21 protein-coding genes and 6 tRNA genes are annotated in these 24726 nt (G+C 61.4%); 26 read left to right on the forward strand and 1 reads right to left on the reverse strand.

Going from position 1 to position 24726, the window contains the following annotated elements:
• Positions 1-149 precede the first annotated feature (149 nt).
• The 25 genes from acpP (at position 150) to ACP7DW_RS15295 (ending at position 20384) form a co-directional block, all read left to right on the forward strand.
• Positions 150-389 (forward strand): acyl carrier protein, encoded by a 240-nt coding sequence (gene acpP / locus ACP7DW_RS15175; RefSeq protein WP_008449912.1) that lies wholly within the window; start codon positions 150-152, stop codon positions 387-389.
• Positions 390-418: 29 nt separating this feature from the next.
• Entirely contained in the window at positions 419-1669 is a 1251-nt protein-coding gene (fabF, locus tag ACP7DW_RS15180; RefSeq protein WP_099763134.1) for a beta-ketoacyl-ACP synthase II, read from the forward strand.
• 130 nt (positions 1670-1799) lie between these two features.
• Positions 1800-2318, forward strand: a complete 519-nt coding sequence (locus tag ACP7DW_RS15185) for a hypothetical protein (RefSeq protein ID WP_426055376.1) — start codon at positions 1800-1802, stop codon at positions 2316-2318.
• A gap of 66 nt (positions 2319-2384) precedes the next feature.
• The gene (gene rpoE / locus ACP7DW_RS15190; RefSeq protein ID WP_071076481.1) at positions 2385-3008 is read left to right on the forward strand and encodes an RNA polymerase sigma factor RpoE; all 624 of its coding nucleotides are present in this window, start codon (positions 2385-2387) and stop codon (positions 3006-3008) included.
• A gap of 71 nt (positions 3009-3079) precedes the next feature.
• Positions 3080-3403 carry an RseA family anti-sigma factor gene (locus ACP7DW_RS15195; RefSeq protein WP_426055375.1) on the forward strand — a complete coding sequence of 108 codons (324 nt, stop codon included), beginning with the start codon at positions 3080-3082 and terminating at the stop codon, positions 3401-3403.
• 412 nt (positions 3404-3815) lie between these two features.
• Positions 3816-5312: a DegQ family serine endoprotease gene (locus ACP7DW_RS15200; protein ID WP_426055374.1), complete on the forward strand. Its 1497-nt coding sequence runs from the start codon at positions 3816-3818 to the stop codon at positions 5310-5312.
• 54 nt (positions 5313-5366) lie between these two features.
• Positions 5367-5612, forward strand: a complete 246-nt coding sequence (locus ACP7DW_RS15205) for a glutaredoxin family protein (protein WP_426055373.1) — start codon at positions 5367-5369, stop codon at positions 5610-5612.
• 315 nt (positions 5613-5927) lie between these two features.
• Complete coding sequence (lepA, locus tag ACP7DW_RS15210; RefSeq protein ID WP_071076485.1) at positions 5928-7718, forward strand: translation elongation factor 4; 1791 nt, start codon at positions 5928-5930, stop codon at positions 7716-7718.
• Positions 7719-7721: 3 nt separating this feature from the next.
• The gene (lepB, locus tag ACP7DW_RS15215) at positions 7722-8639 is read left to right on the forward strand and encodes a signal peptidase I (protein WP_298405917.1); all 918 of its coding nucleotides are present in this window, start codon (positions 7722-7724) and stop codon (positions 8637-8639) included.
• A gap of 74 nt (positions 8640-8713) precedes the next feature.
• On the forward strand, positions 8714-9529 hold the full coding sequence (gene rnc / locus ACP7DW_RS15220; RefSeq protein WP_086140332.1) for a ribonuclease III: 816 nt from the start codon (positions 8714-8716) through the stop codon (positions 9527-9529).
• Between the two features lies 1 nt (position 9530).
• A complete protein-coding gene (gene era / locus ACP7DW_RS15225) occupies positions 9531-10433 on the forward strand; it encodes a GTPase Era (RefSeq protein ID WP_096236430.1) in 903 nt (300 codons plus the stop codon).
• A 28-nt stretch (positions 10434-10461) separates the two neighbouring features.
• Positions 10462-11334, forward strand: coding sequence for a DNA repair protein RecO (recO, locus tag ACP7DW_RS15230; RefSeq protein WP_426055372.1), 873 nt, complete (start codon positions 10462-10464; stop codon positions 11332-11334).
• 42 nt (positions 11335-11376) lie between these two features.
• Positions 11377-12138, forward strand: a complete 762-nt coding sequence (gene pdxJ, locus ACP7DW_RS15235; RefSeq protein WP_426055371.1) for a pyridoxine 5'-phosphate synthase — start codon at positions 11377-11379, stop codon at positions 12136-12138.
• Positions 12139-12152: 14 nt separating this feature from the next.
• Positions 12153-12548, forward strand: coding sequence for a holo-ACP synthase (acpS, locus tag ACP7DW_RS15240; protein WP_426055370.1), 396 nt, complete (start codon positions 12153-12155; stop codon positions 12546-12548).
• A gap of 35 nt (positions 12549-12583) precedes the next feature.
• Positions 12584-14464, forward strand: coding sequence for an excinuclease ABC subunit UvrC (uvrC, locus tag ACP7DW_RS15245; protein WP_426055369.1), 1881 nt, complete (start codon positions 12584-12586; stop codon positions 14462-14464).
• Between the two features lie 257 nt (positions 14465-14721).
• Complete coding sequence (gene pgsA, locus ACP7DW_RS15250; protein WP_230516366.1) at positions 14722-15306, forward strand: CDP-diacylglycerol--glycerol-3-phosphate 3-phosphatidyltransferase; 585 nt, start codon at positions 14722-14724, stop codon at positions 15304-15306.
• A 225-nt stretch (positions 15307-15531) separates the two neighbouring features.
• A tRNA-Gly gene (locus tag ACP7DW_RS15255) sits at positions 15532-15607 on the forward strand.
• Positions 15608-15699: 92 nt separating this feature from the next.
• Positions 15700-15775, forward strand: a tRNA-Gly gene (locus tag ACP7DW_RS15260).
• 71 nt (positions 15776-15846) lie between these two features.
• Positions 15847-15922: transfer RNA gene (locus ACP7DW_RS15265), tRNA-Gly, on the forward strand.
• A gap of 56 nt (positions 15923-15978) precedes the next feature.
• Positions 15979-16054 (forward strand) — tRNA-Gly (locus tag ACP7DW_RS15270).
• Positions 16055-16144: 90 nt separating this feature from the next.
• Positions 16145-16220, forward strand: a tRNA-Gly gene (locus ACP7DW_RS15275).
• Between the two features lie 42 nt (positions 16221-16262).
• A tRNA-Cys gene (locus tag ACP7DW_RS15280) sits at positions 16263-16336 on the forward strand.
• 278 nt (positions 16337-16614) lie between these two features.
• Positions 16615-18102: a SulP family inorganic anion transporter gene (locus tag ACP7DW_RS15285; RefSeq protein WP_426055368.1), complete on the forward strand. Its 1488-nt coding sequence runs from the start codon at positions 16615-16617 to the stop codon at positions 18100-18102.
• A 33-nt stretch (positions 18103-18135) separates the two neighbouring features.
• On the forward strand, positions 18136-18588 hold the full coding sequence (locus ACP7DW_RS15290) for a hypothetical protein (RefSeq protein WP_426055367.1): 453 nt from the start codon (positions 18136-18138) through the stop codon (positions 18586-18588).
• A gap of 62 nt (positions 18589-18650) precedes the next feature.
• Positions 18651-20384 (forward strand): S41 family peptidase, encoded by a 1734-nt coding sequence (locus tag ACP7DW_RS15295; RefSeq protein WP_426085219.1) that lies wholly within the window; start codon positions 18651-18653, stop codon positions 20382-20384.
• A 23-nt stretch (positions 20385-20407) separates the two neighbouring features.
• On the opposite strand, the gene ACP7DW_RS15300 is transcribed toward ACP7DW_RS15295, so the two are convergent.
• Positions 20408-22123 (reverse strand): methyl-accepting chemotaxis protein, encoded by a 1716-nt coding sequence (locus ACP7DW_RS15300; RefSeq protein WP_426055365.1) that lies wholly within the window; start codon positions 22121-22123, stop codon positions 20408-20410.
• Positions 22124-22504: 381 nt separating this feature from the next.
• On the opposite strand from ACP7DW_RS15300, the gene ACP7DW_RS15305 reads away from it, so the two are divergent.
• Positions 22505-24655 (forward strand): TonB-dependent receptor, encoded by a 2151-nt coding sequence (locus ACP7DW_RS15305; protein WP_426055364.1) that lies wholly within the window; start codon positions 22505-22507, stop codon positions 24653-24655.
• Positions 24656-24726 lie beyond the last annotated feature (71 nt).

The following is a 24726-nucleotide window of genomic DNA, read 5'->3' on the forward strand; positions in this document are numbered from 1 at the left end:
GGCATGATTCAACGGTCGTTTTTGTCTATAATCGCATCTTTTAGCAGCAGCTTCGGTCGAATTAGCAGCAGACACCGAAATTAGTATTCGGACGCGCAAACCTGATAAAATGCGCGCACTTTCCGTAACACACACTTTGGAGCCATAACATGTCGGATATCGAACAACGCGTTAAGAAAATCGTCGCTGAGCAACTGGGCGTTGCAGAAGCAGACATCAAAATCGAATCCTCCTTCGTCGACGATCTCGGCGCCGATTCCCTGGACACCGTGGAACTGGTCATGGCCCTGGAAGACGAATTCGAAATGGAAATCCCTGACGAACAAGCTGAAAAAATCACCACCGTGCAACAGGCGATCGACTACGCCACCGCACACGTCAAGGCCTAAGCCTGTTTGACCGACTTCAGGAGAATCGCTTGAGCCGTTCTAAAAACCGTCGTGTTGTTGTAACCGGCCTGGGCTGTGTTTCACCTGTCGGCAATACTATTGCCGAGGCGTGGAGCGCAATTACCGAAGGTAAATCCGGCATTGCCACGATTACCAAGTTTGATGCATTGCCCTTCACCACGCATTTTGCCGGTGAAGTCAAAGGTTTCAATATCGAAGAGTACATCTCCGGTAAGGAAGCCCGCCACATGGATACCTTTATCCATTACGGCATGGCTGCAGGCATCCAGGCGATGCAGGACTCCGGTCTGGAAGTGACCGAGGAAAACGCCGAGCGCATCGGTGTGATCATCGGTTCCGGTATCGGTGGCTTGCCGCTGATCGAGGAAACCAAATCCGAGTACGAAAAGCGCGGTCCGCGCCGTATCTCGCCATTTTTCGTGCCTGCCTCGATCATTAACATGATTTCTGGCAATCTTTCGATCAAATATGGTCTGAAGGGCCCGAACCTGGCGATCGTGACGGCGTGTACCACCGGTTTGCACAGCATTGGCGCTGCCGCGCGCATGATCGAGTACGGCGATGCCGACGTCATGATTGCCGGCGGTGCGGAATCGACCGTGTCGCCGCTGGGCCTGGGCGGTTTCGCTTCGGCACGTGCCTTGTCGACCCGCAACGACGATCCGGCAACGGCATCGCGTCCGTGGGATACCGACCGCGACGGCTTCGTGCTGGGCGAGGGTGCTGGTGTCATGGTGCTGGAAGAGTACGAGCACGCGGTGGCCCGTGGTGCCAAGATCTATGCCGAAGTGCATGGTTTCGGGATGAGCGCAGATGCTTATCACATGACCTCGCCGCTGGAAGATGGTAGCGGCGGCAGCAAGTCGGTGATCGCGGCCCTCAACAACGCAGGCTTGAATCCGGATCAGATTCAGTACCTGAACGCGCACGGCACGTCGACTCCGCAAGGCGACGTGGCGGAAGTGATGGGCATCAAACGCACCTTCGGCGAGCATGCCAAGCATATGGTCGTCAACTCGACGAAGTCGATGACGGGCCATTTGCTGGGCGGCGCGGGCGGTCTGGAAGCGGTGTTTACGGTCCTGGCATTGCACCATCAGGTGTCGCCACCGACCATCAACATCTTCAACCAGGATCCCGCTTGCGATCTCGATTTCTGTGCCAACACGGCGCGGGACATGAAGATCGATTATGCAGTGAAGAATTCGTTCGGCTTCGGCGGAACGAATGGCACGCTGATTTTCGGTAAAGCGAAATAAGCAGGAACTTTCAAGCGCTCACTACGGTCAAATCGTAGTGAGCGCTGATTCGGTGCCAACGTTCGTTGGTGCCTGAATTTGCCCGGCATGGTGCCGGCGCGCCTGATGTTTTTCCCTTTGAGTTGGCAATATGTCGATCGCGGTAGCGGCTGTCATTCGCACGCCTGTCTGTTTGCGCCTGCTGCAAGCGCTACTGGCGCTGTGCGCGCTGCTGGCCGCCTGGCCCTTGAGCGGCGCGTGGCACGTTGCGGCCCTGTCTGGCTCTGGCCTCGGCCCCGCCCCGCCGGTGGGCGGCTATGCGCTGGGCTGGCCCGGGGCACTGGCGAGTGCGACTGGCGGCGTGTTTTTGCTGGCTTTGCTGTGCCAGCGCAGAAAGCCGCAGGTGCTTGATATTTCGCCGGTCGGCCAGTTGCGGCTGGCGGTATATCTGGAGCATGGCGGGGCGCCGTCCAGCGCGGGGCCGTTGGTGCCGCCAGTGCTGCGCCTGTTGCCGGGCTCGACCCTGTGGCCATCGCTGCTGGTGCTGTGCCTGGCCGATGTTGCGGGGCGGCGCACGCAGGTGCTGGCGCAGCGAGGCAGCGCTTGCGCCGCCTTCCGTCCGCTGGCTGTGGCGTGCCGGGCCATCGCGGCGCGCAGCGGGGAAGAATAAAAGTGGGGCGAACACTGAACTTCTTGCAGCGGGCCAACTCTATATCCATACAGGCGCCCACGCTGCATGCGAACAGGGGCATCGGGCGTGAGGACAGAGCGCGAGTATGATCAGTTACTGGTCGAGCGGGTGCAGGCTGGCGACAAACGGGCATTCGATGTGCTGGTATCGAAATATCAGCGCCGCTTGATGCGCCTGGTATCGCGACTTGTGCATGACCCGGCGGAGGCCGAAGATGTGGTGCAGGAAACCTTTATCAAGGCATACCGGGCGCTGCGCCATTTTCGCGGCGATGCCGCCTTTTATACCTGGTTGTATCGCATCGGCATCAATACGGCCAAGAATTATCTCGTCACGCAGGGGCGGCGCGCCGCCACATCCAGCGATGCCGACGCCGAGCAGGCGGAGTCCTTCGATGATGGCAATAAATTGCGTGACAACAATACGCCCGAATCGGTGCTGGCCAGCAAGCAGATTGCCGCCACCGTCAACGCGGCCATGGAGGTGCTGCCCATCGAGCTGCGCACGGCCATCGTGCTGCGCGAGATCGAGGGCCTCAGCTATGAAGAGATCTCGGAGATCATGGCGTGCCCCATCGGCACCGTGCGCAGCCGCATTTTTCGCGCGCGCGAAGTGATCGCAGAGAAATTGAAACCGTTGTTGGATATGCCGATTGACAAGCGCTGGTAATCTGGGGAGTATGAGCTTGGCATGGCTGCGTTCGGTTTCGCACCGACCCTCTTGAAATGGCAGGACCCATCATGGATACCCATACACGATTGCACGAGACGATTTCCGCCCTGGCCGATGGCGAGCTGGCGGCGAGCGAACTCGAACTGGCTTTTGCCGCCCTCGACACGGATGAGGGGCGGCAAGCCTGGGATGCCTATCGCCTGATCGGCGACGTGCTGCGCTCGGAGCAGTGCGGCCATGCCCTGAGTGCCCAATTCGACGCGCGCCTGGCCAGCCGGCTGGCCGCCGAGGCGGCGCCTGACGAGCCGCTTATCCGCGCGGAGCCCTTGCTGCCCATCGTGCCGCCGGGCGCTGCCGAGCCGCTGGAGGCGGGGCCGCTGGGGCAACGCTAGCGCTGCCGCATCCGCGGCATCTTATGCCGGCGGGTCTTGATACTTAGAGCCTATCCCAGTAGGGAGCGTCTTCTGCTGGCAGTTCATCAGGAGCGCGGACAAGGCGTGAGGAGGACGCGTGGCGAGCCACGCGACGACGAGCAACGCCGTCCCCGCTTCTGAGGGGCGCCAGCAGGGGATGTATTCATCTACTGGGATAGGCTCTTAAGCTGCTCCTGGCCCTCTTGACACGGGACTTCGCTACGATTGACACTGTGTGCAGGCAATATCTTGCTTTTGCGATATATTGTTGCTGCCATGCGCGCTGCCAGGTGTGTTTTCCCCCGGGATGCCGTCATCACGGCCAATCATGCACGCAGGCAATCGCCGATCCGCGTTTTGATCCGTTTATATACTCGAAAAGATCCTTTCCATGAAAAAAAACATATGTGCCGCCAGCAAGTCATTTTCAGTGAAGACGCTTTCCGCCTTATTGTTCGGTACGGCTGGCGTCTTTTTCGCCCCGACCGTGCTGGGCCTGGCGCCACAGGCGCAGGCCGCCGTGCCGGCCGTGAAACTGCCTGATTTCTCCGACCTGGTCGACGCCGTAGGCCCGGCCGTGGTAAATATCCGCACCACCGAGCGCCTGAAGATGGCTGCGCCCGGCGCGGGCGGCCAGGATGAGCAGGAAATGCAGGAATTCCTGCGCCGCTTCTTTGGCGGCGCCATGCCCACGCCGCGCCAGCAGGGACCGCGTGGCGGCCGTCGCGCCGTGCCGCAGGAGCAGGAAGTGCAGCGCGGTGTCGGTTCCGGCTTCATCATTTCGGCGGATGGCTACGTGCTGAGCAATGCCCACGTGGTCGACGGCGCCGATGAAGTCTATGTGACCCTGACGGACAAGCGCGAATTCAAGGCCAAGGTCATCGGCGCTGACGCCCGCACCGACGTGGCTCTGCTGAAAATCGAGGGCGCCAACCTGCCGCGCTTGACCATCGGCGACTCGAACAAGATCCGCGTGGGCGAGTGGGTGATCGCCATCGGCTCGCCATTCAACCTGGAAAACACGGTGACGGCCGGCATTATTTCCGCCAAGTCCCGCGACACGGGCGACTACTTGCCACTGATTCAGAGCGACGTGGCCGTCAATCCTGGCAACTCGGGCGGTCCCCTGATCAATATGCGCGGCGAAGTGATCGGCATCAATTCGCAGATCGCCACCTTGTCCGGCGCCTACAATGGCATTTCGTTTGCCGTGCCCATCGATGAAGCCATGCGCGTGGGCGAGCAGCTGAAAAAGACGGGTAAAGTGGTGCGCGGCCGTATCGGCGTGCAGATCGGCGAAGTGAGCAAGGATGTGGCGCAATCGCTGGGCTTGCCCAACGCCAAGGGCGCGCAAGTGTCGATGGTGGAAGAGGGCGGCCCGGCCGACAAGGCGGGCATCAAGCCGGGCGACATCATCCTGAAGTTCAATGGCGCGCAGATCGAGCGTTCGTCCGACCTGCCGCGCCTGGTAGGCGGCGCCGCCGTCAACGGCAAGTCCACGGTCACCGTCTGGCGCAAGGGCGCGCAGCAGGACATTCCCGTCACCGTCGTCGAGCTGGAAAGCGAGAAAACGGCGAAGAAGGGCGCCAAGGAGCCGGAAGCGCAAGCCGTCAATGCACTGGGCCTGAAAGTGAGCGACGTGCCGGCCGCGAAGAAGCAGGAACTGAAGATCGACGCGGGCGTGCTGGTCGACGATGCCGATGGCGTGGCGGCCCTGGCCGGCCTGCAGCCTGGCGATGTGATCTTGCAGTTGAACAACGTTGCCGTGAAAGACGCCAAGCAGTTCAATGCCCTGGTGGCCAAGCTCGATCCGAAGAAGTCGTCGGCCGTGCTGGTGCGCCGTGGCGACGTGGCGCAATTCGTTTCGCTGCGTCCGTCGGCGAAGTAACTATGTGATCATCCCGCATTCCGGCCACAGCCGGGATGCGGTATCCTGCTCGCCATGCACTTCACCCTCTATTCCCGCAGTTACTGCCACCTTTGCCAAGACATGCTCGACGCCTTGCTCCTGCTGCAGCCGCCCGCCACTCCCTTCACGGTCGAGGTGATCGATATCGATACGTCGCCCGACACATCGCTGCTGGCGCGTTTCGATGAGCTGGTGCCGGTGCTGTTTGGCGACCTGGCGCAACCCGAGCTATGCCATTATTTTCTGGACGAGGCGGCCGTGCGGCGCTGTCTGTTATAGTCTAAACGACAACGTTGACACTGCATTGCACCATTCTGGTGCCAAAAACAGCTGAAAATGTCGGCTTGCCCGCTGCCGGCCTCTGAAAGACGGGCTTTCCGCTCTGAAATCCGGTAAAATGGGGAGGTCGAAAAAGCTACTGTCCGAGGCAGCAGCTTCTGTCGCTTCAAAAGCGCTCGCCTGGGCATGCAGATGTCCTGCTCGGAGCGCTTTTTTCATCATGAGTGGGGCGCCTGGTTTCGGCCCTGTTTGGCCCGGACATGATCCCCTTGATTCCTGTTAAAGCAGTGTTGTCACTCGCACATATATTAGTTAATGAATAACATACGCAACTTCTCCATCATCGCCCATATTGACCACGGTAAATCGACCCTGGCTGACCGCATCATTCAATTGTGCGGCGGCTTGTCCGACCGCGAGATGGAGGCGCAGGTGCTCGATTCGATGGATCTGGAGCGCGAGCGCGGCATTACCATCAAGGCGCAAACGGCGGCCCTGCACTACAAGGCGCGCAATGGCCAGATCTACAACCTGAACCTGATCGATACGCCAGGCCACGTCGACTTCAGCTATGAAGTGTCGCGCTCGCTGTCGGCCTGCGAAGGCGCGCTGCTGGTGGTGGACGCATCGCAAGGCGTGGAAGCGCAAACGGTCGCCAACTGCTACACGGCGCTGGACCTGGGCGTGGAAGTGGTGCCCGTCCTGAACAAGATCGACTTGCCGAACGCGGACCCACCGAACGCCATTGCCGAGATCGAAGACGTGATCGGCATCGACGCGGCCGACGCCGTGCATTGCTCGGCCAAGACGGGCCTCGGCGTGCTGGACGTGCTTGAACAACTGATCGTCAAGGTGCCGCCACCGAAGGGCGACCCCGATGCGCCGCTGCAGGCGCTGATCGTCGACTCCTGGTATGACGCCTATGTGGGCGTAGTGATGCTGGTGCGCGTGGTCAACGGCACCCTGAAGCCGAAAGACAAGATCCGCCTGATGGCCACCGATTCGGTGCAGTTGGTGGAAGACATCGGCGTATTTTCGCCCCGTTCGCAATCGCTGCCGCAATTGTCGGCAGGCCAGGTGGGCTTCATCATCGCCGGCATCAAGGAATTGAAAGCGGCGAAAGTGGGCGACACCGTCACCCTGGTCAGCCGTCCTGCCGCCGCGCCATTGCCCGGCTTCAAGGAAGTGCAGCCGCAAGTGTTCGCCGGCCTGTTCCCGGTCGAAGCGAACCAGTACGACGCGCTGCGCGACTCGCTGGAAAAGCTGAAACTGAACGACGCGGCCCTGATGTACGAGCCGGAAGTGTCGCAGGCGCTGGGCTTCGGCTTCCGCTGCGGCTTCCTGGGCTTGCTGCACATGGAAATCGTGCAGGAACGCCTCGAGCGCGAATTCGACATGGACCTGATCACCACGGCGCCCACCGTGGTGTACGAAGTGATCCAGCGCGACGGCACCATGATCAACGTCGACAATCCATCGAAGATGCCCGATCCGTCGCGCATCGAGGAAGTGCGCGAGCCTATCGTCACGGTCAATCTGTACATGCCGCAGGAATACGTGGGCTCCGTGATTACCCTGTGTATCGGCAAGCGCGGCATCCAGATGGACATGAGCTACCACGGCCGCCAGGTCAAGCTGGTCTACGAAATGCCGATGGCCGAGATCGTGCTGGACTTCTTCGATCGCCTGAAATCGACGTCGCGCGGCTATGCCTCGATGGATTACGAGTTCAAGGAATACCGCGCGGCCGACGTGGTCAAGGTCGACATGCTGATCAACAGCGAAAAAGTCGATGCGCTGGCCATCATCGTCCACCGTTCGAACAGCCAGTACCGTGGCCGCCAGGTGGCCGCCAAGATGCGTGAACTGATCCCGCGTCAGATGTTCGACGTGGCCATCCAGGCGACCATCGGCGCGAACATCATTTCGCGCGAGAACGTCAAAGCCTTGCGCAAGAACGTGCTGGCCAAGTGCTATGGCGGCGATATCAGCCGCAAGAAAAAATTGCTGGAAAAACAAAAAGCGGGTAAGAAACGCATGAAGCAAGTGGGTTCCGTGGAGATCCCGCAAGAGGCATTCCTGGCAATTTTACAAGTGGATGGTTGATCAATGAACCTGCAAGTGATTTTAGGAAATTTCGCTTTAATCCTGTTCGTGCTGATGGTGTTGACGGGCCTGGTCTGGTGCCTGGATGTGTTTTATCTGTCCAAGCAGCGCCGCAAGGCGGCCGACCTTGCCCTGGCCGAGTTCGATGCGCGCCAGTCCAAGTTGGCCGCCGAGGGCATCAAGTCCGATGCGGGCGGCAGCCGCGCCACCATCGAGGCGGCGCTGCTGCGCCAGCCGACCTGGGTCGAGTATTCGGGCAGCTTCTTCCCCGTCATCGCCCTGGTGTTCTGCCTGCGCTCGTTCCTGTACGAGCCCTTCAAGATCCCGTCGAGCTCGATGGTGCCGACCTTGCTGGTGGGCGATCTGATCCTGGTCAACAAGTTCACCTATGGCATCCGTTTGCCGATCATCAACAAGCGCATCATTGAAGTCAACGATCCGCAGCGCGGCGACGTGATGGTGTTCAAGTATCCGAAAGATATGTCGCAAGACTACATCAAGCGCGTGATCGGTGTGCCCGGTGATAAAATCACCTATGAAAACAAGCGCTTGACGGTCAACGGCAAGGAAGTGCAGTACACCCCGCTGGACGACTACCTCGATGACGAAAGCACGGTGTACCACAAGCAGCTGGAAGAAAATCTGACGGGCGTGAGCCACCGCATCCTCAACGACGAGCCTGCTCCTACGTTGAACTTGCGCGAAGTGAAGGATTTCCCGCACAAGGATGCGTGCAACTACAACGAAGATGGTTTTACGTGTGTGGTGCCACAAGGCAATTACTTCATGATGGGCGATAACCGCGACAATAGCGCGGACAGCCGCTACTGGGGCTTCGTGCCGAACGAGAACATCGTCGGCAAGGCTTTCCTGGTGTGGATGAACTTCAGCAACCCGAAACGCGTGGGCGGCATCCACTAGGCCGCTCCTATGGCTGCCGCGCCGACTCCCCGCGCGGCGGCCAGCCGAATTACTCAGATGACACAGAAACAACAATGAATCTTCAGCTATTGCAAACCCGTTTAGGCTATACGTTCCAGGATGCTGGCCTGTTGCAGCAAGCCTTGACGCATCGTAGCCACAGCAGTTTGCATAATGAGCGGCTGGAATTCCTCGGCGACTCCATTCTCAACTGCGTGGTCGCTTCCATCCTGTATGAACGCTTCAAGACCATCGACGAGGGCGACCTGTCGCGCCTGCGCGCGAATTTGGTGAAACAGCAGTCGCTGTATGAAATCGCGCAAAAGCTGGAATTGTCGCAATTCCTGCGCCTCGGTGAAGGCGAGCTCAAATCGGGCGGTTTCCGCCGTCCCTCGATCCTTGCCGATACCTTGGAAGCCTTGCTGGGCGCGATTTTCCTCGATACGGGTTTTGACGCGGCCAGCACGGTGATCCGCGCCTTCTACATCCCCATCCTCGACTCGGTCGATCCGCAAACCCTGGGCAAGGATGCCAAGACCCTGCTGCAGGAGTTTTTGCAAAGCAAGAAAATTTCGCTGCCACAGTACAACGTGGTGGCCACCCATGGCGCCGCCCACAGCCAGGAATTCGAAATCGAATGCCTGGTGCCGAAATTGAATATCCAGGTCTACGGCCGTGGCGGAAGCCGCCGCGCCGGTGAGCAAGCCGCCGCCAAACTGGCGCTGGACGTGGCCGAGCAGGCACTGTTGAAATCGCCTGCCGCCAGCCGCAAGCCCAAACCGCGCGCCGCCCAGCTCAAGCTGGCCGGCATTGCCACCATCCAGAGCGACGACGCGCAAGCTCCTGCAGCCCCGGCGATCGCCGCTCACACTAAACAGAATCGACACTAGCATGACAGCCACCAAAATGCCCGACAACTTCCGCTGTGGCTATATCGCCATCGTGGGCCGCCCCAACGTGGGCAAATCGACCCTGATGAACGTGCTGATCGGCGCGAAGGTCAGCATCACTTCGCGCAAGGCGCAAACCACGCGCCACCGCATCACGGGCATCCAGACGGTGCCGGACGCGCAATTCATCTACGTCGACACGCCTGGCTTCCAGACGCGCCACTCGAACGCGCTGAACAAGACGTTGAACAAGACCGTCACGAACACCCTGATTTCCTCGGACGTGATTTTGTACGTCATCGAGGCGGGCACCTTCGGCCCGGCCGACCAGCAAGTGATGGACCTGCTGCCGAAGGAAGTGCCATGCATCCTGGTCATCAACAAATCCGACCGCGTCAAGGACAAGGCCGTATTGTTGCCGTTCGCGCAAAAGATCGCCGCCATGCGCGACTTTGCCGCCATCGTGCCCGTCTCGGCCAAGCTGCATTTCCAGCTGGAAGGCTTGCAGAACGAAATCAAGCGCTTCTTGCCGGAAAACCAGCCGATTTTTGGCCCGGACGACATCACGGATCGCAGCGAAAAATTCCTCGCCTCGGAAATCGTGCGCGAAAAACTCTTCCGCTTCGTCGGTGACGAACTGCCGTACACGAGCACCGTGCTGATCGAGAAGTTCGAGCAGGAAGGCGATCTGCGCCGCGTGTTCGCCGCCATCCTGGTCGAGCGCGATACGCATAAATCCATGGTCATCGGCAACAAGGGCGCGCGCCTGAAGGAAGTCTCCACCCAGGCCCGCCTGGACATGGAAAAGCTGTTCGGCGGCCCCGTGTACCTGGAAATCTGGATCAAGGTCAAGTCGGGCTGGGCCGACAACGAGGCGGGCTTGCGCGCCTACGGCTACGAGTAATCCGCAACCCGGGGGCGACGCTACACGCATGAGCACCACCACGCCAGCGCAGCCTGACATCGCGCCAGCCTCGCCTGCTGCATCTGCTGCATCTGCACCTGTCCCCGCGCCGGTGGCCATCGCGCCGCCAGCCGCACCTTCCGCAGCGCCCACCTCGGCAGCCCCCCGGCGCAGCCGTCCGCCCGCGCGCGACGGCCGCATCACGGGCCAGCCAGCCTTCGTGCTGCACAGCTACCCGCATAAAGAAACCAGCCTCATCGTCGACGTGTTTACACGCGAATACGGCCGCATCGCGCTCGTCGCCAAGGGCGCCAAGCGGCCCCATTCGCAGTTGCGCGGCGTGCTGCAGACGTTTCAACCGCTGCAGGCGGGCTGGACGGGCAAATCCGAGCTGCGCATCTTGACTGGCGCCGAATGGGTGGGCGGCATGTTGCCGCTGGAAAAGACGGCCCTGCTGTGCGGCTTTTATCTGAACGAATTGCTGGTCAAACTGCTGGCGCGCGACGACCCGCATCCCGTCCTGTTCGACCACTACGTTGCTACCTTGAATCAGCTGGCGCACAATGAGCCGCCACCCATCGTGCTGCGCAAGTTCGAGCGTGCCCTGCTCAAGGAAACGGGCGTGGCGGCCGACCTGACGCGCTGCACGGGCACGCGCCAGGCCGTCGAGGCGGGGCAGGTCTACGTGGTCGACCCGGAACGGGGACCGCGCCCGGCGCGCGCGGCCGATGCCTGGCCGAAGATCACGGGCAAGACCCTGCTCGACATGGAGCGCGAAGATTATCTCGATGTGGCCACGCAGGCGCAAAGCAAGCTGCTGATGCGCTTTTTGCTGGCCCATCAACTGGGGGGCGCCACCTTGAACACGCGCCAGATACTGATCGATTTAATGCAGCTGTAGCGGCGGTTTGCCGCACAACAGCACTTTACGGATACCATCACTATGAGCTTTTTGCAGCCTTCCGGCCCCGTCATCGACCTGGGCGTCAATATCGACCACGTGGCCACCCTGCGCAATGCGCGCGGCACCGCCTATCCGGACCCGATCCGCGCGGCCCTGCTGGCCGAGCAGGCGGGCGCCGACGCCATCACCCTGCATTTGCGCGAAGACCGCCGCCACATCAAGGATGCGGACGTGATCGCCATCGCGCCGCAATTGCTCACGCGCATGAACCTGGAAGCGGCCGTGACGCAGGAAATGATCGATTTCGCCTGCCGCATCAAGCCTGCCGACGTCTGCCTGGTACCGGAAAAACGCACGGAAGTGACGACCGAAGGGGGGCTGGACGTGGTGCGCTACTTCAAGGAAGTGCAATCGGCGGTCCAGCAATTGCAGGGCGAGGGCATCCGCGTGAGCCTGTTCATCGATGCGGACGAGCAACAGATCGCCGCCGCTGCCGAACTCGGTGCGCCCGTGATCGAGCTGCACACGGGCCGCTACGCCGATACGGCAGGCGCCGAGCAGTTGGCCGAGCTGGAACGCATCAAGGCGGGCGTGCTGTTCGGCGTGGGCCGCGGCTTGAAGGTCAATGCGGGCCACGGCTTGCATTACACCAATGTGCAGGCGATTGCTGCCATTCCCGATATTACTGAACTGAACATCGGCCACGCCATCGTCGCGCATGCGGTGTTTGTCGGCTGGGAAAACGCCGTGCGCGAAATGAAGGCCATCATGGTGGCCACGCGCCTGGGCCACAGGGCCTGACCAGGGAGCGCAGCATGATCTACGGCATCGGTACCGATATCTGCAAGATTCCGCGCATCGAGGCGGCGCTGGCGCGCCATGGCGAGCGTTTCGCGCAGAAAATACTGGGGCCGCAGGAGCTGGAGAAATTCCGCGCCCGCAGCGCGAAAAACGCCGTGCGCGGCGTGCGCTTCCTGGCCACGCGCTTTGCGGCCAAGGAGGCGTTTTCCAAGGCCATCGGCCTGGGCTTGCGCATGCCGATGACGTGGCCTGCCGCGCAGATGCTGAATCACCCCAGCGGCAAGCCGATGATCGTCTGCAGCGGCGTGCTGGCGGAGTTCATGGAGAAAAACCGGCTGAGCGCGCAAGTGACGATCAGCGATGAAGAAGAGTATGCGGTCGCGTTCGTGATCGTGGAACAAGCAGGGTAACTATAAGTGCGCCATACGTGCGCAATGAGCCAGCAATGACCGAAGCAAGCCCAGAACCATCCTTGGCGGAAACGCCGCCCGATCCGCGCGCGCAGGTGCTGGCCACCGTCGCCAAGCTGCCGAATTTGCCCGGCGTGTACCGCTATTTCGACGCCGCCGACAAGGTGCTGTACGTCGGCAAGGCGCGCGACCTGAAAAAGCGCGTCTCCAGCTATTTCCAGAAGAACCTGGCCAGCCCCCGCATCGCCATGATGGTCGAGCGCATCGCGCGCCTGGAAACCACCGTCACGCACAGCGAAGCGGAAGCGCTGATCCTGGAAAACAACCTGATCAAGGCGCTGCAGCCGCGCTACAACATCCTGTTCCGCGACGACAAGTCGTACCCGTATTTGAAAATCACGCATGGCGACGCGCCGCGCATGGTGTATTACCGGGGCGCGGTGGACAAGAAAAACCAGTATTTCGGGCCGTTCCCCAGTTCCTGGGCCGTCAAGGAATCGATGCAGATCCTGCAGAAGGTGTTCCTGATCCGCACCTGCGAGGACAGCGTGTACGCCAACCGCACGCGGCCGTGCCTGCTGCACCAGATCGGCCGCTGCAGCGCGCCGTGCGTGGACCTGATCAGCAAGGAAGACTATAAAAACGACGTGGAAAACGCGGCGCGCTTCCTGCGCGGGCGCCAGAGCGAAGTGATGGCCGACCTGGAAAAGAAGATGCACGCGTTTGCCGCCGAGCTGAAATTCGAGCAGGCGGTGGTGGTGCGCAACCAGATCGCCTCGCTGTCGCGCGTGCTGCATCAGCAAAGCATGGAAACGACGGGCGACGCCGACGTCGACATCCTCGCCGTGCTGGTGCAGGGCGGGCGCGCCTGCGTCAACCTGGCCATGGTGCGCGGCGGGCGCCACCTGGGCGACCGCGCCTATTTCCCCAGCCAGCTCAGCGATGCGGCGGCGATTGCCGAAGAGCCGATCGAGGTGGAAGTGCTGGCCGCCTTCCTGGCGCAGCATTACACGGAAAAGTTCATCCCCGGCACGCTGATCCTGAATATCGAATTCGACCAGCCGGCGCTGATGGTGGCGCTGATGGAGCAGTGCGGCCACCGCATCAATCTGATCTTCCAGCCGCAGGGGCAGCGCCGCCAGTGGCTGGAGCTGGCGCAAAAGGGCGCCGAGATTTCGCTGGCGCGCCTGTTGTCCGAGCAGGGTTCGCAGCAGTCGCGCACGCGCGCGCTGGCCGAAGCGCTGCGCCTGGAAACGGAAGACCTCGACAGCCTGCGCGTGGAGTGTTTCGACATCAGCCACACGCAGGGCGAGGCGACGCAGGCCTCGTGCGTGGTGTTCCACCATCACGCCATGCAGAATGGCGAATACCGGCGCTACAACATCAACGACATCACGCCCGGCGACGATTACGCGGCCATGCGCCAGGTGCTGATGCGCCGCTACGAAAAGGTCGCCAATGGCGATGGCGTGATGCCGGACGTGGTGCTGATCGACGGCGGCAAGGGGCAGATCGAAATGGCGCGCCAGGTGTTTGCCGAGCTGGGACTCGATATCAGCTTGATTGTCGGCGTGGCCAAGGGGGAAGGGCGCAAGGTGGGCCTGGAAACGCTGCTGTTCGTCGACGGCCGCGCGGCGCAGGAACTGGGCAAGGAATCGGCGGCGCTGATGCTGATCGCGCAGATCCGCGACGAGGCGCACCGCTTCGCCATTACCGGCATGCGCGCCAAGCGCGCCAAGACGCGCCAGACTTCGCGCCTGGAAGAGATAGAAGGCATCGGCGCCAAGCGGAGGCAGAAGCTGCTGTCGCGCTTTGGCGGCTTGCGCGGCGTGGTCGATGCCAGCGTCGAGGATCTGATGTCGGTGGAGGGGATTTCCACGCAACTGGCAGAGGAAATTTACAAGCAGCTGCATTAGAACGCCCCACCAAACCTACTGCGCGTCGCGACTTGCGGCCTGCGATGCTCACTGGCTCGGCGCCCCCGTGTCAAGCACAGTTGCGCTTCTCGGTCGCAATTCGCTGCCGCTCGCTACGGTTTTGTGAGGGTTCTATGACGGCCTGGTCCGGCGCTGCGGCAACCGGACTAGGCTAATACCCCGGGGCCATGTAGACTAGTGGCGCTTTCTTCACGCTTTCTTCATGTTCAATTTACCCGTCGGCCGATTGCTTCCTTATGCCTTTTAATATTCCCATTTTTTTGACCTGGCTGCGCGTGGCGCTGATCCCGCTTGTCGTCGGCGTGTTTTACCTGCCGCCGTCGATGCTGCTGCATGGCGACCAGAACCTGGTTGCCACCCTGGTCTTCATTGTTGCGGCCGTCACCGACTGGTTCGATGGTTTTCTGGCGCGGCGCTGGAACCAGACCTCGGCCTTTGGCGCCTTCCTCGACCCGGTCGCTGACAAGTTGATGGTGGCGGGCGCCCTGCTGGTGCTGGTGCAGCTGGACCGTGTCAATGCCGTGCTGGCCTTCATCATCATCGGCCGCGAAATCACGATTTCCGCACTGCGCGAATGGATGGCGCAGATCGGCGCATCGAAATCGGTGGCCGTCAGCTCGATCGGCAAGATCAAGACGGCCGCGCAGATGACGGCCATTCCCTTGCTGCTGTACCACGAAGTGATCTTCGGCGCGATCGATACGCATGTGTGGGGCGAGAAGCTGCTGTGGATCGCCTGCGTGCTGACGGTGTGGTCGATGTTCTATTACCTGCGCCTGGCATGGCCCCTGATTAAGGAAAAGGCCGGAAATCTGCATTAAGGCCGCTCCGCCTAGCTACTGCGCAGCGCACTCTCGCGTCTCCGTTGCTCGCTGTACCTTCGTACAGCTCCGCTACTCAACACGATATTGCGCTTGCTCGCTACGCTATTCGGAGGACCTTAAGACTGCATTTGCTGCTGTATGCGGAATATTTTGCAAAACACCAGATATTGCCCGTTGACAGCCCCTGTAATCCCTCTATAATGCTGGCCTGTTGTTGATGACGCGGGAGTAGCTCAGTTGGTAGAGCGCAACCTTGCCAAGGTTGAGGTCGAGAGTTCGAGACTCTTCTCCCGCTCCAGTTTTCTGGATCGTGTCATAGGTAAAAACAGCAGATGCAGTAAAAAGTAGTACTGGCGATGTAGTAGAGCTTCTGATACAATGTTGTCCACTGCGGGAGTAGCTCAGTTGGTAGAGCGCAACCTTGCCAAGGTTGAGGTCGAGAGTTCGAGACTCTTCTCCCGCTCCAGTGAACACTGGATCAGCAGTAAAGCAGCACTGGTAAACGGTAGTAAAAAGCAGTAAAATAGCGGTTCGTATGCGGGAGTAGCTCAGTTGGTAGAGCGCAACCTTGCCAAGGTTGAGGTCGAGAGTTCGAGACTCTTCTCCCGCTCCAGCGCAAGCTGGAAACAGTACAGTAAGATGGCAGTAGCAGAAAATAGAAGCTCCAATGCGGGAGTAGCTCAGTTGGTAGAGCGCAACCTTGCCAAGGTTGAGGTCGAGAGTTCGAGACTCTTCTCCCGCTCCAGAATTCTAAAGGGAAGCTAAGCTGGCTTCCTTTTTTTATCCGCCGCAAAGCGGTTGGCGCGGCCCGATTAAGTGGTAAACAAGCTCCAATGCGGGAGTAGCTCAGTTGGTAGAGCGCAACCTTGCCAAGGTTGAGGTCGAGAGTTCGAGACTCTTCTCCCGCTCCAGTTTTCAAGGTGTGCCGCAAGGCGCATCCAAGCAGTTCCTCTGGCGAGGTAGCAAAGAGGTTATGCAGCGGCCTGCAAAGCCGTTTAGACGGGTTCGATTCCCGTCCTCGCCTCCAGATGAAAAAAATAGCCCGCTTTCGAGTGGGCTATTTTTTTGTGCGCGCTTTCACCCGACTTTTTGCCTGCGGCGCATCTTGTATAATGCCGGCAGGCTCAGCCGCGTCGCACGGCGCGCTGATGATGCTTCCCCTATCCGCCAACCCCATGCAGTCACTGACGATTTCCTCTCCGTTCAACTGCGGCACGGCTTTTTTCTGACGCCCGCTGGCATGGCTGCGCCTGAGGATGCTTGCTCAGGCGCACATTTCCCTGTTCCAACCCTGGATTTGAATCAATGATCAACACGACTTGTCGGGATGAGTGGTTCTCGAACGTACAAAAAAACATCCTGGCGGGCCTGACTACCTCGTTTGCCCTGGTGCCCGAATGCATCGCCTTCGCCCTGGTGGCGCAACTCAATCCCCTGATGGGCCTGTATGGCGCCTGCATCATTTGCGCATTGACGGCGATCTTTGGCGGGCGCCCCGGCATGATTTCGGGCGCGGCCGGGTCCATGGCCGTCGTCATCGTGGCGCTGGTGGCCCAGCATGGCGTGCAATATCTGCTGGCCACCGTGGTGCTCAGCGGCATCCTGATGGCGCTGTTCGGCATCTTGCGCCTTGGGAAATTGATCCGCATGGTGCCCTACCCGGTGATGCTGGGCTTTGTGAATGGCCTGGCCATCGTCATCGCCATGGCGCAGCTGGAACACTTTCGCCAGGCCACGCCGCAGGGCGAAACCTGGCTGCAAGGCACGCCCTTGCTTGTGATGGGCGCGCTGGTGGTGCTGACCATGACCATCGTCTACGTGCTGCCGCGCATCACGAAGGCTGTGCCGCCCGCGCTGGTGGCCATCCTGGGCGTGGGCGTGCTCAGCCATGTCTTGCACTTGCCGACGCGCACCCTGGGCGACCTTGCGCATATCGCCGGCGGCTTGCCGGCCCTGCATTGGCCCACCGTGCCGCTGGACCTGGCCACCTTGCACATCATCTTCCCGTATGCGGCGCTGATGGCCATGGTGGGCTTGCTGGAAACCTTGCTCACTTTCAATCTCACCGATGAGATGACGGAAACGCGGGGCCTGCCCAACCGCGAATGCATCGCCCTCGGTGCATCGAATGTCGTGTCGGGCCTGTTTGGCGGCATGGGCGGCTGCGCCATGATCGGGCAGACCATGATCAACCTGAGTTCGGGCGGCCGTTCGCGCCTGTCTGGCGTGACGGCCGGCGTGATGATTTTATTGTTCATCCTGTTCCTGTCGCCCTTGATCGAGCGCATCCCGCTGGCCGCCCTGGTCGGCGTGATGTTCGTCGTGGCGCAGCAGACATTTGCCTGGGGTTCCTTGCGCGTGCTGGGCAAGGTGCCGCGCAACGACGCGCTGGTGATCGTCGCCGTGACGGTCATCACGGTGTTCACGGACCTGGCGACGGCCGTGCTGTGCGGCATCGTCATCGCCGCCTTGAATTTTGCCTGGCAACATGCACGCGACATGCGTGCCGACGTCGATGACAGCCGCCCCGGCATGCGCGTGTACCTGCCGCACGGCACCCTGTTTTTCGCCTCGGCCACGCATTTCCAGGAGCTGTTCCAGTTGGCGTCGGACCCGGCGCGCGTGACGCTCGACTGCCGCCACCTGCACATGGCCGATCACTCGGCCATCGCCGCCATCGAAGCCCTGTATGCACGCTATGAAAAGGCGGGCAAGCACCTGCAGGTGACGCAGTTGTCCGCTCGCAATGAGGCCTTGCTGCAGCGGGCCGGAGTGGATGTGAGCGTGGCGTAAAATACGGGATTGTTGAATGCCTGTGGAGTGTGAATGCTGTCGAACGAACAAGAACAATTATTGCAACAAAGCCAGACGGCTTTTGACGCCTACTATGACGCGCTGGGCGCCTCGCTGGTGAACTTTGTCGAGCGCCTGGGCATCCAGCCGGCGCACGAAGTGTTGACGAACGCAGCCGAATACCTGCCGTACATCGATGCGGCCATGCGCACCATCGTCATCCGCGACGAGAGCTGGCAGTGGGTGAAAACCATGCTCGGCTACTTTATCGGCGAATATTTCGTGCAGGGCCATGCGGGCTGCTGGTATGTGGAAACGCGGGCCGAATCGCCGCATTTCTGCCGCATCATGGTGGGCGGCTTCGAGCATGGCTTGCCGCCGGATGCCGCCATCGATCCGGAACAACTGGCGCTGGAATTTCTGGGGCAATCCGTGCCGCGCGAGCTGGCGGCACTGATCGCCAAAGCGCAAGCCCGCCTGAGCTGAATGGCTGTCGATAAGGATGCTCGATGAAATGGATACCCTGTCTGAGACTGGCGCGCTGGTGCATGCCAGCCATTGCCATTGTGCTCGTCGGTACGGCACCCTTGGCTTTTTCGCAGGATGGCCGCCACACCGCGTTTGAAACCAATCACGCATTCGATGCCGGCTCGCGCATCGCGCTCGATACCGTGACGCCGGTGCAAGTCGACAATCTCGCCGTGCTCGGCAAGGTATGGGGGTTCCTGAAATACCATCACCCCTTGATCACTGCAGGCGGACGGCAATGGGACTACGAACTCTTGCGTGTCATGCCCCGCATGCTGGCCGCACCTGACAGGGCGGCGGGCGATGCCGTGCTGCGGGAATGGATCGCCGGTCTTGGGACACTTGCCGGTTGCGACCCTTGTGCCGTCCCGGCGCAGGGCGAGCTGCATCTGCGTCCCGCACTGCAATGGCTGGACGATGCGAGCTTGCTCGGCGCCGGCCTGCGCGCCGATCTGCGGCACATTTATCTGCGTCGGCCGGCGTCGGCCAGCCAGTTTTATCTGCGCTTGCACGAGCAGGTGGGCAATCCCGTCTTTGAGCATGAGATCGCCTACGAGAATATTGCACTGCCCGATGCCGGCTTTCAGTTGCTGGCCTTGCTTCGCTTCTGGAATATCATCGAATACTGGTCGCCCTACCGCGCTACGGCAGGTGAAAACTGGGATGAGGTCCTGCGCCAGTCGCTGCCGCGCATCGCGCTGGCCAGGGATCGTGCCAGCTATCAGCTGGAAATGATGGCCGTGATCGCACGCCTGAACGATTCCCACACTAATCTGTGGAGTTCGCTGCACGTGCGTCCGCCCGTGGGGCAATGTCGGTTGCCAGTCAAGCTCCGCTTCATCGGCAATAGCGCCGTGGTGGTCGGCTACCGTGAGGCCGAAGCCGAAGCGGCGACGCGATTGCAGGTCGGCGATGTCATCGCCAGCATCGATGGCGTGCCGGTGGCGCAACTGGTCGCCGCCTGGCGGCCCTACTATGCGGCATCGAATGAAGCGGCGCGGCTGCGCGACATGGCGGGCAAGCTGACCACTGGCGCTTGCGGTGCAACCCGGCTGCAGGTACGCCGCGAGCAGGGGGACGTGGAAATGACGGCGCAGCGTGTGCCAGCCGTGCGGCAAGCGGGGCGGCAAGCGGTGCAGGACACGCATGACAGGGAAGGGGAAGCGTTCCAGCGCCTGGGCGACGATGTCGCCTACCTCAAGCTGTCGAGCCTCAAGCGGGCTGACGTGGCGGCGCATATGGCAGCGGCGGCGGGTAGCCGCGGCCTGATTATCGATATACGCAACTACCCGCGCGAGTTTGTCGTCTTTGCCCTGGGGTCTTACCTGGTCGACCGGCCTACGGAGTTTGCCCGCTTTACCAAGGGCGACCTTGGCAACCCCGGCGCCTTCCATTGGACCAATGCCATGGCCTTGTACCCGCAAGCGCTGCGCTATGCGGGCAAGGTCATGCTGCTGGTCGATGAAGTCAGCCAGAGCCAGGCCGAATACACGGCCATGGCCTTGCGCGTGGCGCCGCGCGCGAAGGTGATCGGCAGCACCACGGCTGGCGCGGATGGGAATATCTCGCCGTTTGCGCTGCCGGGCGGCTTGAGTACCCTGATCAGCGGCATCGGCGTGTTTTATCCGGACCGGCGCCCCACGCAGCGCGTGGGCATCATCCCCGATATCGAGGTCAGGCCTACGCTTGCCGGCATACGGGCCGGGCGCGACGAGGTGCTGGAGGCGGCTATTGCCGAGATACGCCGGCAATAGCTGTTCTTGCTGTTGCTGCGGACTTAAAACTCTTCCCACTCGCCTTCGGCCGGCGCCGGCGCTTTGCCGCTCTTGCGCGTCACGGGCAGGCGCAGGGCAGGGGCCGGGGTCTTGCGGGCAGGCGTGGCCGGGGTTGCCGGCGCGGCCGGGGCGTTGCGCTGTGCCGCTTTCATGCTGAAACGGTCGGTCGCCGCCGCATTCGCGTCCAGGCGGAACACGCTGACCACCTGCGCCAGTTCGCTCGCCTGCTCCTGCATCGCTTCGGCTGCGGCCGAGGCTTCTTCCACCAGGGCTGCATTTTGCTGCGTCACCTGGTCCATTTCGGAAATGGCCTGGTTGACTTGCTCGATGCCGGCGCTCTGCTCTTCGCTGGCGTTGCTGATCTCGCTCATGATGGAGGTGACGAAGCCGATGCTTTGCACGATTTCTTCCATCGTCTTGCCGGCCTTGTCGACCAGATCCGTGCCCACGTCGACCTTTTGCACGGAGTCGTCGATCAGTCCCTTGATTTCCTTGGCCGCCGCTGCCGAGCGCTGTGCCAGGTTGCGCACCTCTGTTGCCACCACGGCGAAGCCGCGACCCTGTTCGCCGGCGCGTGCCGCTTCCACGGCCGCGTTCAGGGCCAGGATGTTGGTCTGGAAGGCGATGCCGTCGATGACGGAAATGATATCGACGATTTTCTTCGACGAGGTATTGATCTCGCCCATGGTGGCCACCACTTCGGCCACCACGGCGCCGCCGCGGCTGGCGATGCCGGCCGCGTCGCCGGCCAGTTTATTGGCCTGGCGCGCATTGTCCGCATTCTGCTTCACGGTACTGGTCAATTCTTCCATCGACGACGCGGTTTCTTCCAGCGAGCTGGCTTGCTGTTCCGTGCGCGACGACAGGTCCTGGTTGCCGGCGGCAATTTCTGCCGATGCCGTGGCGATGGTGTCGGTGCCGCTGCGTACCTGGCCGACGATGCCGACCAGGCTGTCGTTCATGGTTTTCAGTGCATGCATCAGCTGGCCCGTTTCATCGCGGCCTTGCACCGTGATGACGCTGCTCAGGTCGCCTGCTGCCACGGTTTCCGCCACTTTCACGGCATCGCGGATGGGGCCGGTGATCGAACGCGTGATCCACCAGGCGAAACCGATGCCCATCAGCACGGCCAGCACGCCCATGGTGATGAGGAAGATGCGGGTGCTGCTGTAGGCTTCGATGATGCTGGCGCCGACGCCGTCGGCGGCCTTGATCTGCATGCCGGCAAAATGCTTCACTTCGGCCAGGTAAGCCGTAGTGATCGGCGTGACTTCCTTGTCGAACACTTCCTTGGCGCCCGCCACGTCGCCGTCGGCCTTCATCTTGAAGGCGCGCGCGCGCGTCGTCACGTAGTCGGTGCGCACCTTGCGCACGACCTTGAACTGTTCGATCACGGCCGGGTTGCGCAGCGAGGCGATGATGTCGTCCTGCAGCTTGCTGGAACGCTCGGCATCGACTTTCAAGTCTTGCTCGATCTTGGCGCGCACGACGGGATCGGGGATCTCGAACGAGGCCACGCCGCGCACGCTGTTCAATTCAATGATCTTCGACCATTCGGCCACCATGCGCTGGTTCTTGATGCTGGTATTGATGAGGCGGTAGGTCAGGTCGCTGGCCGTTTGCATGCGCACCAGGGCGGTGATGGTCAAGGCGGCAAGCAACAGCAATACGACGGCAAAGCCGACGCCAAGGCGGCTGCCGATGTTCAGGTTTTTCATGTAGTTCCTAACAGTTTAATAGTCATGATCGCCGCCGCCAGCAGGGGCGGACAGGCGCCGCAAGGCGCAGGGGATCGGGGTCTTCGGGTGCCGCGTGATGGCTGTGCGGCGCGCCACGCTGAGCGTGACGATGGAGGTAAAGCAAGGGGTGTGGCGGCGTTGGGGGCCGCTGACCAGCAACCGCAAGTATAGCATTGACGCACGGAAATAGTTTTTCAAAGCAATTTTAATTACTTATTAGCATTAACTCATTGTTGCTTTTTTACATCAAGTACCTGGTTCATAAGTACTATCACTTACATTTCGCCTTACTTTTCGCCGCGCCGGCTGATAAAATACTAATGATAATCATTCGTATTAAATAATCGACCAGGGAATTGTATGCAGCAACAGCGCAAGCCAGGATGTAAACCGATCACGCTCGCCGTACTGGGCGCCCTGACCTTTGGCGCCACGCCATTGGCGGGGTGGGCACAGGAAAGCTTGCCCGCCGTCACCGTGACGGCATCGAAGGACAAGGATGGCTATGTCGCCGCCACCTCCGCCAGCGGTACCAAGACGGAAATGGCCCTGCGCGACGTGCCGCAGACGATCAACGTGGTGCCGGCCGCCGTTATCCGCGACCAGAACGCCATGTCGATCCAGGACATCATGAAGAACATCCCCGGCGTGGGCTTGTCCACGGGCGATGGCCAGCGCGACCAGGTGTTCATCCGCGGCTTCACGGCCATCGGCGACCAGTTCGTCGACGGCTTCCGCGATGACGCCCTGTATTTCCGCGACCTGTCGAATGTGGAGCGCCTGGAAGTGATCAAGGGGCCGGCCGCCGTGCTGTACGGTCGCGGTTCCTCGGGCGGCCTGGTCAACCGCATCACCAAAAAACCGGGTATCGATATCACCGACGTGGCCCTGAGCCTGACGAACACACAAGGGCGCCGCGGCGAAGTCGACGTGGGCAGGGTGGGCGAGACGGTGGACTGGCGCGTCACGGGCGCGCGCGAAGTGTCCGACAGCTACCGCGAGCAGCAATTCATCAACCGCACGGCGCTGGCGCCCTCCGTGGCCATCCGCCTCTCTGGCGCGACCAAGCTGCTGCTGCAGGGCGACTACCTGGAAGACCGCCGCCTGACGGACTTCGGCATCCCGTCCTGGCACGGCCGTCCCGTCGCCGTCGCTGCGGGCACCTATTATGGCGCCGCCAACGCCCGCGATGCGGACTTCAGCCAGTCGCGCGTGGTCTCCACGGCCGCGACGCTGACGCACAAGTTCAGCGATAGCTTGTTGCTGCGCAATGCCTTCCGCTATTACGATTACCACCTGGACCGCAATAACACGAATATTTCCGGCAACGTCAATGAAGTCAAGGGCACGATGAGCCTCGGTCACGCCAAGCTGAACCGCGACGAGAGCGGCTGGTTCAACCAGACGGAACTGACGCAAAAGCTGGTCACGGGCACCATGCGCCACGAAGTGCTGTATGGCGCCGAGTTCGGCAAGCAAAACAAGGATGCCAGCAACTGGGCCTCGACCGTGGTGGCGACGAATGTGTCGATCTTCCAACCCGTCCTGCCTGTGGTCAACCGTAGCAAGCTGGGCGCGCGCAGCGATACCTTCGGCACCTATGACACGGCCGCCGCCTACGTGCAGGATGCCATCGCGTTCAGCGACGAATGGAAGGCGCTGGCCGGCCTGCGCTATGACCGTTATAAACAGCAGTCGCGCCTGGCCAATGCGCTTGGCGTGACGACGGCGGACCTGTCGCGCACGGATGCGGCCTACAGCCCGCGCGCCGGCCTCGTCTGGCAACCGGGCGCGGCGCAGTCCTACTATGCGTCGTGGAGCCGCTCGTTCCAGCCCAGCGGCGAGAACTTCGCCCTGGCCGCGAACAACGCCGAGCTGGCGCCGGAAACCACGCGCAACACGGAAGTGGGCGCCAAGTACGAGCTGTGGGGCGGCCGCGCCAATGCCACCGTGTCGCTGTTCCGCCTGGAGCGCGACAACATCAAGACCAGCGATCCGATCACGAACCGCATCGTGCCCGTCGGCACGCAGCGCACGGACGGCCTGGAACTGACCTTCAACGCGGACTTGCACGATGGCTGGAAGATGATGGCCGGCTACGCGTATCTGGACGCCACGATCACCGATTCCATCGCCGTCGACAGGAGCGTGAATGCGCCGGGCACGACGACGGCCAATTCGGTGGCCATCAAGGGCAAGCGCGCCACCCTGACCGCGCGCAACACGGCCAATCTGTGGCTGACGAAAGAGCTGGGCCACGGCTTCACGGTGGGCGCCGGCGCGAATGCCGTCGGCAGCCGTTTCGCCAATCCCGGCAACACGGTGGTCTTGCCCGGCTACGTGACGGCCGACGCCATGGCCGCATACCGCACGGGCCGCTATGAAGTGCAGCTGAACGTCAACAATATCGGCGATACGCGCTACATCGTCTCGGGCCACGGTTCCAGCCCGAACCTGAGCTTGCCGGGCGCGCCGCGCAACGTGGCGCTGACCTTGCGCTACAGCCTGTAAATCAGCTTGTAGTAAGTTCGGTCCCATCCCAAAAACCCGCTCACGAGCGGGTTTTTTCATGGGCGGAGCGG

Source organism: Janthinobacterium sp. PSRC1-1, from assembly GCF_049897525.1.
Lineage (GTDB): Bacteria > Pseudomonadota > Gammaproteobacteria > Burkholderiales > Burkholderiaceae_D > Janthinobacterium > Janthinobacterium tructae.